Here is a 13,675-nt window from a genome sequence, read left to right on the forward strand (position 1 = left end):
CTGTTTAGTATCGTTATCAGTTAACTATTTGGATCAATGTCTGGCAGCCCATCTACATCGTTATGATGGTGATGTTCATCATCTTGATTGTGGTTGACGCTCGCGTCATGGTGTTCCAGCGCATCTGACATATCCAAGTGCGCTTGGTCATTTGTTACTGCATCTGGTTGGTCAACTTGTGCAAGTACGATGTCCATATCCGCTGGCTGATCGTGAACCGTTGTCGATGTCGCATCGGGTTTGATGCCTAGGGCATCCAGATAAGCGGCTGCACCATGATGGCTGGTTTTCTGATCTGGTTCTTGATGGGTCTGCTGGGTTAAATCTAGATAAATGTCATCGCTTTGCGTGACCATAACATCCGACTGGGAAGTCATATCTGGTTCATCATGTTGAACTGGAGTTGGCGGCGGTGGAGCAGGGTGTGATGTATGGACGACAGGAGTGATCGTCATATCAACCACCTCGGTTCCAATTGTCAGCTTACCACTACCTCCTGGGCCATGACTGAGTATCTGGATATTCACGTGGGCGACTACTTCATCTTGATTTGTCCCTTGCAGTGCCACTTCAAATTTATCTTCATGTTGACCGATACCTGAAGTGCTGCCATGTGGTCCGGTGTGAACTTGAGCTTGCTCTTGGTAATGCAATTGGCCTGTTTGAGGATCAATGGTTAAAGTTCCATATTGTCCTTGATGGCTTGTTACATACTGTCCATTCGGTAAATGGATTCGCCAACCGCTTTGTGCTGTTGGTACCGGAGTTAAAGATGGTAACAGTGGTGGTACCCCAAGTGTGCCAGACACTTGGTGGCTTCCCGATGGCGGTCTGACAATGATCGGTTCAGGAATAGCGCTTGCAGCAAAACCTTGGCTACCTGCGGTATTACCGTGTTCGTCAGTCATTGTTGCTTGTACATTAGAACCCGGGTGAACTTCAATTTGTATTCCGTGCTGTAGAGTATGAGCATCTAATACATGATCCTGACCGTTCACGACAAGATGCTCACCGATTTTGGCATCACCAGGAGGCGTAACGGTTGCTGTGATCGTGTTTGCCTGTCCTCGGGCGATTTCAGCTTTGCTGTATAAGTTGTCTGCCCCTGCGTTTTCAAAGGTAATCGTAGGAACGCTAACCTGTGTATCGACTTGGTAAGTAACATCTGCAGTGGCATGAGCGCTATTACCTGCGGTATCTGTTACCGCTACTGATGCCTCTATTTTTTGGTCAGCATCAGCAATGAGTTCACTGCCAGGGACGTAAGGCAAGATCATTATAAATTTGAACTTTTCCTAATTTAAGGGATCAGATCTGGTAACTATTATCCATTTAGAGTCTTTTCCATGTCTGATTCGTTTCTAGAGCATTTCGAAAACATCGTTGACCCTCGCATTGAACGATGTAAAAAACACCAACTCTTAGATATTCTTTTACTTGCTATTAGTGCGGTGATTTCTGGCGCGGAGGGCTGGGAGGACATCGAAGATTTCGGCCATAATCGTTTAGATTGGCTTCGTAAATACCGTCCATTCCTCAATGGCATCCCTCGTCACGATACAATTACAAAAGTTATCACCAAACTCAGAGCAGATGAGATTGAGCAAGCGTTTCAGTCGTGGATGAAGACGCTAGTTCAAACGACAGGCACTGATATCATTGCCGTAGATGGCAAAACAGCACGCCACTCTTTCGATACTCGCGGAAGAAAAAATCCGCTTCATTCGGTGAGTGCGTGGAGTTGCTCCAACCAACTTGTTTTAGGTCAGGCCGCCGTTGACGATAAAAGCAATGAAATAACCGCTATTCCTAAATTGTTAACCTTACTTGATATAGAGAACTGCATCATCACACTCGATGCGATGGGTTGTCAGCGCAAGATTGCCAAACAAATAGTTCAAAGCAAAGCGGACTATGTCTTGGCCCTAAAAGGGAATCACTCAACGATGCAGGCAGAGCTAGAAGCTTGGTGGCATAAGGCGTGTCGAGAGCAATTCACCGAGAAGAACGATGCTCAACACACGGATGTAGACGCAGGACATGGTCGAATCGAGACGCGACACTGTGAGCACCTTGTGGTTGATAAAGAATGGCTGACTAAACAATATCAGTGGGAGGGACTTAGAAGCATTATTAAAATCACTTCTGAGGTCGAGCACTCCATAACAGGCAAGGTTAGCAAAGAGACTCGTTGGTATATCAGTTCACTGGAATTAGATGCAGAACAAGCACTTAAAGCTGTCCGTGGTCATTGGCAAGTAGAGAGTATGCACTGGATGTTAGACATGACCTTCAGAGAAGATGAATGCCGAATTAGAAAAGGAAATGGTGCGTTGGCTTTTAATGCGTTAAGGAAAATAGCCCTCAACTTGTTTAAGTTTGATACAACCCAAAAGATGAGTATGGCTCGAAAGAAAAAGAATGCAGCACTGAATGATGAATACCGCTCAGTGCTTTTAGAGTCTGCGGTTAAAATGCGCTAGCCTTAGCCAGGGACGGCAATTGAATAGTGTCCTTTTGCATCGACCACGCCAGTATGCTGTGTCCCATTTACATCTAAAGTCACAATGTCGCCTGCATTATAATCGCCAGAAACGGATCCGGTGATGTCAATGGAGCTGTTGGATTCTTGAGCATTAACCACATTATCGGCAGTAATTGGGTCTGTTTGAATACCGACGTGTACTTGTGTATCTATGTGGACGGAAAGAAGCGAAGAGGTAGCCGGTAGCACAGACGAAGGGGCCAGTGTTTTGGCGGATAGATTATGATCGCCCTCCGATAAGCCGCTTACTGCAACACTATATTGGCCAGAAGCATCTGACACCGCGTGTCCAACCGGTGTTGAACCATCGTAAATCGTCACTTGTGAATACGGAATATCAGTATGTCCGGTAATCGTTGGGGTCGTGTCATTGGTCAGGTTGTCGGTGTTTGATGAACCAGAATCGCTTGTTGATGCAAGATCCAGAGTCACCGTATTCGTTGGCGCGACGTTAGTGCCTGAAGACAAGGTTGGTTGCGTCGCGGTTACCGTAGGATGTTGAGGTACCGTCGTTGATATGACTAGACTACCCGTTGGTGACATGGTGACATGTCCCGAGGCATCAAAGGTGATGAATTTCGAACTTTCGGCATGTTGGTCGCTCACTTTTACTTCAAACACATCAACACCATGATAGGAGTTGGTGGCAGAGTTATAACTCATTCCTGTGATAGACGTATTTGGTGTGTAGATGTAGTCACCAGTGTTTGGATCGACCGACAATGAACCGAATTGCCCTGTTGAACTGACGACAGAGAAGGTATGAGTGTCGTTCACGTCGACATCTGTCTCTGTTAATGTACCTGCTGTTGATGATGTCTGGTTAACGCCGAGAATCGGTGCGTCGTTGGTGCCGGTAATGGTAACCACGATATCATGGTGCGTGCCATCTGCAGATTGAACCGTGATGGTTTCAGTGTCTGTCTGACCTTCGCCAAGCTGTTGAACTATAGGATGGTTGTTGTCAAGGTCGTAAGTCCAGTGACCATTTACATCGATATGAGCGTGTCCATAGCCTTTGCTTCCGGCTATTCCAGCTCCGCCCTGTACCGCGGTAAACCCTGCGGTTCCATCAGGGTCACTCGCCGTCAACGTACCTGAAGCTTGAAGTGTTATGTCTTCTTTTGCCACTCCTGTGGAGTCTCCACTGAATGTTGCAGGGTCAGCGACACTCGCTATATTAATGAGTATTGACCCTTCTTTTGAATCAAGATGACCATCGTTTGCGGTAAATTGCACCCCTCCTAATCCGCTGACACCAGAACTAAAGTAGTTGTGAGTTGGGGTGAAGATGAGTGATGAAACGTCGGAGGCGCTGACGTCATCACCAACATTCACTGTGGCGCCATTCAGCGATAACACGCCATGGGCGACATTGGTAATCGTGATGTGGTTTAACGCATCTCCATCAATATCAGAATATTTAAAGTCTGCGGTGGTGAACGCATGAGGCTTATCTTCTAAAGAACTAATAAAACTCGATCCAACGATAGGTGCATCATTGACTGCATTGACATCCACTACCATCGTTGCGTTTGCCGAATTTTTATGGCCATCATTCGCAGTAAATGTAAATTGCGCATAGTTGGCGCCGTTTTCATTATTGATCGGCGTGAAAGTTAAATGGCCTGCGTCTAAGTCAGCCTTGCTGATTTGCTGGTTGGCGGTTACGGCGTTACCGTTTAGAAGTAATAATCCATGACTCGGTATGCTGCTAATAGTCACGAACTGTAACGTGTCGCCATCTTGATCACTGTAACCAAATTCACTGGTTGTAAAGGTTCTGGTGATGTCTTCATTTGTAGAAACGGTTTGCCCTCTCACCGTTGGCGCATGTTGTAGAGGAAGGGTGACTTCAATAGAGAGAGAATTTTGAGAAGAGTCTCCTATTGGGTTACCGCCATCATCGCCGACGCGATAAACCATACTTGGCACTTTACCTGTAAAGTCAGCTTCCGGGGTGAAGGTATAATGACCATTCGCTTCGATCGCGAGTGTACCGATACCGGCCATAGTATGTGGTTGCCCCGGCCTTACCGCGACATAACCTGACACCGGGTCTTTTATTTGAATATCTTGCAACACCAGATGTGCGTTGGAATCGGTGTCTGTTGCTGCACCACTCAATCCTTGATCCGTCCCAGAGCCAGTAAGTAGATTCCCTTCAACTGGGCCACTATGTTGAACACCAGAATCACTGAGGCTGTGTAGAACAGGATCATCGGTGGTCCCGTTAATAGTGACGGTAATTGAATGCTTGGTACCGTCTTTTGATGTGACTTCAATGCTATCTGTGAGTGTTTGTCCATTGTCTAAGTCTTGAATCGGCGTACTCTTGTTGTCTGCTTTATAAACCCATGTCCCAGTACTAGTGATGTCGAAATGACCATAGGTTCCATCCAGAGATATTTTCGGTTGCCCCTTAAGATCTAATGCAGCTTCGCCATGACCATCAGCGTCAGAAACAATCAGGTGCCCATGGCAAGAAAGGGCATCTGGAATAGTTGCTGACCCCGTGATATGCGCGTTGTGGTGAATGTTTGTATCTTCTTTTATGCTACTGGAGTCACCGGCAAATGTGGCGGCATCATTAACAGCAGCAAGAGACGTGTTTGCTCCTGTATGAGCTATGCCACCGTGTCTATCGGCAACATCGTAAGTAAAGTGGACCGTTCCGTTGTAATTAGGGTCGGGGTTAAAGGTAAAACTACCATCTGAATTTGATACTAAGCTACCGTGGTCTGCAGTCAAGTTTTCAACGTGTAACCAACCTCTATCGTTAGTATCAACATCTGTCGCATTAGCGATTAATTCAGCTTGTGTAATATGTATTGAAGTATCTTCCTTACCTGAAGGTAAAGTGACTTCTCCACTGACTGTTGGTGCATCATTATTTCCATGTACAACAACCGATACGCTTTTCGATACATGGCTACCATCAGTAGATACTGCCTCAACTGTAAAGTGTTCCCAATACTCGTCACCGTCTCCTAATTTTGTAGCTTTACTTTGGTCAACGTCATAATGCCATTGTCCATCTGCACTTAGGTGGAACGTACCATACTGGCCATTAAGGCCTGCTGTTGGTGTTTGTGTCCAACTCACCGTATCGTGAAGGTCGACATCGTGGGCTATTACGTTGCCGGAAACTGAAGCTCCTGTTTGGGCATTTTCTACGACATGGCCAAGTTCTGACTTGGAATCGATTATGATCCCATCCTCTGTGCCGTTTACCTTAACCGTAATAGGAAACTCAGTACCGTCGGTTGCTATTAGCTTTATAGATTCGGTTAATGATTCACCATGCTTTAATTCTTGAACGTGAACATTATTATTGTCGCCAATATAACTCCAAGAATGCTCACCTTTGTGAGATCCACTTGCGATAGTATGGAACTGGAATTTGCCATAGGGAGTCGTAACATCTAGGTCACTGCCTATATTCCATGTGTATTGTTTGCCTGCAAATTCGACAGTGACTTGAGTATTAGGGCTGTCTACATCAGTAATTTGTAGTGCTTGCCAATCAACAGCATCCATAATATTGGCACTCGTAGACATATGAGTGGCGATATCTTCAGTTGCAACACCATGATCAATGCCAGAAATAATGGTTTTGTCATCGACTGCCGCAAGTGTCGTACTCGCTCCGGCATGCGTAACACCGCCGTGCGCATCTTTTACATCATAAGTGAAGTGAACCTGACCGTTATAATCCTTGGCAGGTGTGAAGGTGTACGTGCCGTCAGGGTTAAGATGAACGGAACCGTGATCAACATTCAAGTTAGCTACCGTCAATAAACCCACATCATTGTTATCGATATCTATTGCATTGGCGAGCAGTTGCGAAGCGGTCAAGGTCATGCGTGTATCTTCAACGCCGGCAGGAAGCAGTGTTGCTTGTGTTACAACTGGGGCATCGTTTGTACCATGGATAGTGACTTCAATCGTGTGTTGGGTGCCATCACTTGAATGAATAAGCACCCGATCAACTAAACTCTCTCCATCGCCTAATGCTTGGATATTGGGCTTAGTTGTATCAATGACATATTCCCAACTGCCATTTTTATCGATGCTTAACTTACCCCCCAGCTGGCTTTGATAAGGGGCCCATTCAGGGTGAGACGCTACTTTGATAAAGCTTTTAAAGTCAAAATGATCTTCACCTGTGTCTGGATCACTAATACTTAGCTGCCCTGTGGTATGAATCATATTTGGCAGCCAACTTACAGGTGTATATGGGTCGACATCTTCAGTCACACTACCGGTGTCGGTACCTGTTATTACAGCTACATCATCCACAGCATTTACCGTAAGCACCATTCCCGATAGTGCGGTTTTTCCCGTACCAGTATCTATCGCTTGTGCATTATTATTATCCATAATTGCATAGGTAAAGGTGACCTGCCCATTGAAGTCTTTTTCTGGCGTGTATATAACACTCTTACCGTCAGGTGACAAAACAGCAGTTCCATGATCGACATGCAATTGCTCAAGATGCAATGTATCACCATGGTCAATATCTTTCGCTGACATAAAACGATCCACGGAGATGGTTATGGCTTTATCTTCATCTGTTGTGATAGGAGATGGTCCGCCACTTAGATTACCGTAGCCAGAAAAGAGCAGTTCTGGGTTGTCATTTGTTCCATGAAGGGTAATCGTAATGAGCTGTTTGGTTCCATCTACTGTTGAAACTTCATAGACAATATCCTTTGTCTCTCCTTCTGCCATATGTTGGACTAAATAATTATTTACACCATAATGCCAAGCGCCACTGGGAGAGAGAATAAGCCCATCGTGATTTGTATTGTAGGGGTCATCAATCTTTGTTACAGAGGTAAAGTGAGCCTCTCCACCATCTGGGTCCACCACAGTTAAATGGCCCTGAACAGTCAGTTGAGCTAGGTGTGGGGTAAGATGGTCTTCAGTAATATCTCCAACATGTTGTCCACCAATTAACGCTTTATCTGCTACACCTTGCAGATTCATATTTGCACCAGTAGCAGTTACCCCACCATGTGCATCTTTCACATCATAAGTGAAGTGAACCTGACCGTTATAATCCTTGGCAGGTGTGAAGGTGTAAGTACCGTCATGATTGTCGCGGATAGAACCATGGTTAGAATGAAGGTTAGCGATAGAAAGTATGCCAGCATCGTTGTTATCTACATCTATGGTATTCGAAAGAAGTTCTTTCGTTGTGAGTGTTTGCGAAGTGTCTTCTTTGCCAGAGTTGAGTTGTACTTCTGAAGAGCAGTAAGGTCTATCATTGTCTCCATGAATAGTAATTACGATGTCGTGAGTTGTGCCATCTTTAGATTGTATAGTGATGGTGTCGGTTAAAGTTTGCCCTTCACCAAGTTGATCTATAGTGGTGCCAATCGTTGTTTTTTTATTACCAACCCAATCACTACCTCCCACTGTTACATCGTAATGCCAAGTTCCATCACTGTTTAATAATAAGTGGCCATATTGGCCATGGTAGGAGTTATTCCAAGCGCCGCCTTTAGGGTCAAATTGGGCTTCACCACTATCAGGATCAACTATATCCAACTTGCCATCAGCAGTTATTGCATCTTGTCCTAGTTTCGCCATGCCAGGATGAGCATAGTCTGGTGACATATCGCCATAACTGCCATGTCCTTCATCGACATCACCTGTGCTAACACCGCTGATCGTCGCAGAGTTATTGGCACCTGTTATTGTGATCGAAAGGTTTTGGGTGTTGCTAGCGTGGTGTTCATCGGTCAAGGTTACAGGAATTGTGAGTGTTTTTGTTGTTCCCGATGCTAACGACAGGTAGCTGGCATGATTGGGGTCAAAACTGTAGCTACCATCAGGGTTAAGAACTAAGCCATCAACCTGCGGTGCACTGTAAATCAATGTCGCACCTGTATCAATGTCGTGCCCAACCATTTGTCCATTTAAGAGGCTACCTCCTTCAACAACGGAGTGAGATTGAGCATTAATGACGGGGGCATCATTAGTGCCGTTAATCGTCACTTTGATCGTTGACGTTGTGCCATCAATAGACGATACAGTGAAGGTCTCTTCGACTTTATCGCCGACGTTCAATTGATTAAACGCGTTGTTGGCAGTGAACGTCCAATGACCATTGGCATCAATAGTCAGGTCGCCTTTGGTGCCTGAAATAGAATCCGGCGTGAACGCATTATCTGGATTATCCACGTCGGTGCTGGTTAGGGTGCCTGATGTGGTTACCGCTTTGTCGGTTTCATCGATGGCAACGGTCGCACTGCTGACAGTAGCGGCGTCGTTAGTGCCGTTAATCGTCACTTTGACCGTTGACGTTGTGCCATCAATAGACGATACAGTGAAGGTCTCTTCGACCTTATCGCCGACGTTCAATTGATTAAACGCGCTGTTGGCGGTGAACACCCAATGCCCATTAGCATCAATAGTTAGGTCGCCATTAGCTCCAACAATGGAGTCTGGCGTAAATGTGTTATCTGGATTATCAACATCGGTACTGGTTAACGTGCCTGAGGTGGTTACCGCTTTGTCAGTCTCATCCACACTGACTGTTGCGGTACTGACTGTCGCTACATCGTTAGTGCCATTAATCGTCACTTTGATGGTCGAGGATGTGCCATCAACAGACGATACAGTAAAGGTTTCTTCGACTTTGTCGCCAACGTTCAATTGATTAAACGCGTTGTTGGCAGTGAACGTCCAATGACCATTGGCATCAATAGTCAGGTCGCCTTTGGTGCCTGAAATAGAATCCGGCGTGAACGCATTATCTGGATTATCCACGTCGGTGCTGGTTAGGGTGCCTGATGTGGTTACCGCTTTGTCGGTTTCATCGATGGCAACGGTCGCACTGCTGACAGTAGCGGCGTCGTTAGTGCCGTTAATCGTCACTTTGACCGTTGACGTTGTGCCATCAATAGACGATACAGTGAAGGTCTCTTCGACCTTATCGCCGACGTTCAATTGATTAAACGCGCTGTTGGCGGTGAACACCCAATGCCCATTAGCATCAATAGTTAGGTCGCCATTAGCTCCAACAATGGAGTCTGGCGTAAATGTGTTATCTGGATTATCAACATCGGTACTGGTTAACGTGCCTGAGGTGGTTACCGCTTTGTCAGTCTCATCCACACTGACTATTGCGGTACTGACTGTCGCTACATCGTTAGTGCCATTAATCGTCACTTTGATGGTCGAGGATGTGCCATCAACAGACGACACCGTGAAGGTTTCTTCGACCTTATCGCCAACGTTTAGTTGATTAAACGCACTGTTCGCGGTGAACGCCCAATGACCATTGGCATCAATAGTCAGGTCACCGTTGGTGCCAGTAATCGAATCGGGTGTGAAAGTGTTATCTGGATTATCTACGTCGGTACTGGTTAGTGTTCCTGAAGTAGTTAGCGCTTTGTCAGTTTCATCGATGGCAACGGTCGCACTGCTGACAGTAGCGGCGTCGTTAGTGCCGTTAATCGTCACTTTGACCGTTGACGTTGTGCCATCAATAGACGATACAGTGAAGGTCTCTTCGACTTTATCGCCGACGTTTAACTGATTAAACGCGCTGCTCGCGGTGAACACCCAATGCCCATTAGCATCGATAGTCAGGTCACCGTTGGTGCCTGAAATAGAATACGGCGTAAACGTATTATCTGGATTATCCACGTCGGTACTGGCCAGCGTTCCTGATGTCGTTACTGCTTTGTCAGTTTCATCCACAGTGACCGTTGCGGTACTGACCGTCGCTGTATCGTTAGTGCCGTTAATCGTCACTTTGATAGTGGACGGTGTGCCATCAACAGACGAGACAGTGAAGGTTTCTTCTACTTTATCGCCGACGTTTAATTGGTTAAACGCGTTGCTTGCTGTGAACACCCAGTGCCCGTTGGCATCAATAGTAAGGTCACCGTTGGTGCCGGAAATGGAACCCGGTGTGAAGGCATTATCTGGGTTATCCACGTCGGTACTGGCCAGCGTTCCTGATGTCGTTACTGCTTTGTCAGTTTCATCCACAGTAACCGTTGCGGTACTGACCGTCGCTGTATCGTTAGTGCCGTTAATCGTCACTTTGATAGTGGACGGTGTGCCATCAACAGACGAGACAGTGAAGGTTTCTTCTACTTTATCGCCGACGTTTAATTGGTTAAACGCGCTGTTGGCGGTGAATGTCCAATGGCCATTGGCATCAATGGTGAGATCACCATTAGATCCAACAATGGAGTCTGGCGTAAATGTGTTATCTGGATTGTCAACATCGGTACTAGTCAATGTTCCTGAAGTAGTTACCGCTTTGTCGGTTTCATTGATAGCAACGGTCGCACTGCTGACAGTAGCTTTGTCATTAGTGCCATTTACTGTGATAGTCACTTGATGCGGCGTGCCATCAGCAGAATGAACGGTGATGGTGTCGGTAGCGGTTGCTCCGTTGCCCAAAGCTTGAACGTTAGGATTTGTATTATCAAGATCGTACGTCCAAGAACCAGTATCGGTCAGATGAAGCGTACCAAACGAGCCTACGATATCGGTATTCGAGAAGTGTGCTTCACCGGTATCGACGTCAGTAATCGTCAATGTGCCGGACGTTTGCAGTTGAGATTCTTCCGTTACTGCACCTGAGCTAGTACCACCAATCACAGCTTTATCGTTAGTTCCGTTAACAGTAACGGTGATTTGGTGAGGCGTGCCGTCAGCCGAATGAACGGTAATCATATCGGTCGCAGTAGAGCCTTTACCCAAGGCTTGCAAGGTTGGGTTGGTGTTATCGAGATCGTAAGTCCAAGCACCTGAATCGGTCAGATGTAGAGTCCCTAAGCTGCCTGCAACATCTGTGTTGGAGAAATGTGATTCGCCAGTATCTATGTCAGTGACAGTCAACGTGCCAGAGGTTTGCAATTTAGATTCTTCAGTCACTGAACCTGAATTTGCCCCACCGATTACAGCAGCATCATTGGTGCCTTTCACCGTGATCGTCACTTGATGTGACGTCCCATCAACTGAGTGAACAGTGACGATGTCTGTCGCAGTTGAGCCTTGGCCAAGTCCTTGAACTACAGGATTATTGTTATCTAAATCGTATGTCCATGCACCGTCTTTGGTGATGCTGAGCGTACCGAAATTGCCAGTTACTTGTGATGCCTGAAAATGATCTTCTCCAAGATCTGAATCCGTTACCGAAAGCTGTCCTTGAAGTTGCGTTGTTAAATCTTCAGTTACAGTGCCAGCATCCACACCCGTGATAACAGCATTGTCATCGTTGCCACCTATTGTCATATCGATTGTTTGAGGCGTGCCGTCTTTGGTGTGAATAGTGAAACTTTCGTGCAGTGAAGTGGCTGCAGTTAACGCTTGAACATTCGAAAGAGAGTTATCAACTTGATACTGCCAATGCCCATCTGCGTCGATGGTTAATGCGCCATATTTACCTGAGATAACTTCTGGTGTTACCGAACTTTCATTTTGATCAGGGTCTATGACATCGATTTTGCCGTTCGCATGTAACAAGCCTTGTGAATCAATATTGTGATCTTCTGTTACGACACCTGTTAAGTCTCCAGAAATACTTGGCGTGTCTTGCTTACCTATTACCGGTATCTGGACAATGATGCTCGATCCATTAGATAGATGTAACGCAAAATGGTCAGTACCTGGTTGGTGCTGATTTAACAGGATGTATTGAGGGGATTTTGGGTTCAATACAAATGTGTATTGACCATTTGCATCTACATGAAGCTCTCCGTAGGTACCTTTTATGACTTCTGGCATGAAAGTAACGGGTAAAGCGGGCGTCGTAGGTGCATTCGAATGAGTTGGCTGGCCGTTACTTCCAGAAGAAATGGTTGGGATAGATACCGAAGGAATGTAATGGACTTGCGGGTGAGAAAGCGTCGATAAATGATGAGAAGGAACCAAGTGAGAGCTCGAACCATTGGGGGCATGACTTGCACTTAAGGTGGCGTTTACGTCGCTGTCACTCGTCTGAGCTTCTTGGAGAGCAACCGATGATGAGTCCGCCTTGGTATGATCATCGGTGACATCTTTTTCGGTCACGTTATTTGCGATTACTTGATCTGCAGCACCGCTGGAATTGTCTATAGTCTCGGCAGCTGCGTGTTTAGCCAATGATGGCAAAATCATCATGAGTGATTGAAAAAGTGGGATATTAACTTTTAGGTGTGAATGCAGTCTGAGCTTCTTTTTTTTTGTTGGTTTCTGTTGTTCTAGCTCGTTACTTTTCTTATTTTTGGTTTCTGTATTTTTCTTGTTTGCTTCGACGTTTTTTTTGTTAGCCATCTTTATCATCCGTGAATCGTGGTTGCACTATCTTAAGTAAAATACACAGATCGAGGTTTCGCTAGCTAATTGGATAATTTTTAAAGAAAATTTCCTCAAATCAAACAATTCTCTCAATTTAATGCAAAAAGGTAATTGAACCTTTTCTGGTCTATCATTCAAATGTACAAAGAATTATATTGACCTTACCCTAAGGGGAACCTTTATAGTTGCTCCATAAATTTAAAGGTTAGCTATGACAAACACACTCCGAACAACTTGGATTACTGTTTTCAGCATCATCGCGATGTTGGTGTCGAGCTATGCTTCAAGTTCATCGGCTCTGATGGCCGACGTAATGATGGCTCAGATGGGCTCACCTCAGTCAGATTGCCATCATAGTGAATCATCGAATGCGGTATCAGATCTGTCTAACATGACAACGGGTTGCGACATTAGCGTAGCAACTGGTGATGCAGGTGGTGAGCATGCTGCACATGCCACTATGCCTCATCATTCCAGTCAGCAGGGTCATACTGAAATGACCGTTTCCGATGATGAAGTAACAACTGCACATTCTTCTTCAATTAGCTCTCACGATGACAATATGATGGGTACGCACTGCCTAGGCGGTTCGGATTCTATTCATAACTGTTGTATCTCTGTTTGTTCTACTGCTTCCTATCCAATTCAGGCTGTTCAAGCCGTTAATCAATTTTCCTTTTCATTAGCTCGTTTTCAATCGGTCACTATTGGCCAAAAAGTCACGCGCGCTCAGTCATTGTTACGTCCACCTGCCGCATAAATCTATATCTAAAAATCTAGCGATATCAGAGCAATAAATCTGATACGCCAATCTTTTAT

The 13,675-nt window shown here is 45.6% G+C and carries 4 protein-coding genes; 2 read left to right on the forward strand and 2 right to left on the reverse strand.

All coding sequences use genetic code 11. The features are described from left to right. Window positions 1–20: 20 nt before the first annotated feature. A complete protein-coding gene (locus BCU34_RS19185; protein WP_258186888.1) occupies window positions 21–1,277 on the reverse strand; it encodes a hypothetical protein in 1,257 nt (418 codons plus the stop codon). Window positions 1,278–1,346: 69 nt separating this feature from the next. Here BCU34_RS19185 and BCU34_RS19190 point away from each other — a divergent pair, with 69 nt between their 5' ends. After that, the gene (locus BCU34_RS19190; protein ID WP_413286278.1) at window positions 1,347–2,483 is read left to right on the forward strand and encodes an ISAs1 family transposase; all 1,137 of its coding nucleotides are present in this window, start codon (window positions 1,347–1,349) and stop codon (window positions 2,481–2,483) included. A 2-nt stretch (window positions 2,484–2,485) separates the two neighbouring features. Here BCU34_RS19190 and BCU34_RS19195 read toward each other — a convergent pair whose 3' ends face one another. Beyond that, window positions 2,486–12,832 carry a VCBS domain-containing protein gene (locus BCU34_RS19195; protein ID WP_413286279.1) on the reverse strand — a complete coding sequence of 3,449 codons (10,347 nt, stop codon included), beginning with the start codon at window positions 12,830–12,832 and terminating at the stop codon, window positions 2,486–2,488. A gap of 235 nt (window positions 12,833–13,067) precedes the next feature. Between BCU34_RS19195 and BCU34_RS19200 the strand changes: the two genes are divergently transcribed. Then, window positions 13,068–13,616, forward strand: coding sequence for a hypothetical protein (locus BCU34_RS19200; RefSeq protein WP_102478948.1), 549 nt, complete (start codon window positions 13,068–13,070; stop codon window positions 13,614–13,616). Window positions 13,617–13,675: the final 59 nt, after the last annotated feature.

It is taken from the genome of Vibrio sp. 10N.286.45.E10, from assembly GCF_002874195.2.
Classification (GTDB): domain Bacteria; phylum Pseudomonadota; class Gammaproteobacteria; order Enterobacterales; family Vibrionaceae; genus Vibrio; species Vibrio crassostreae.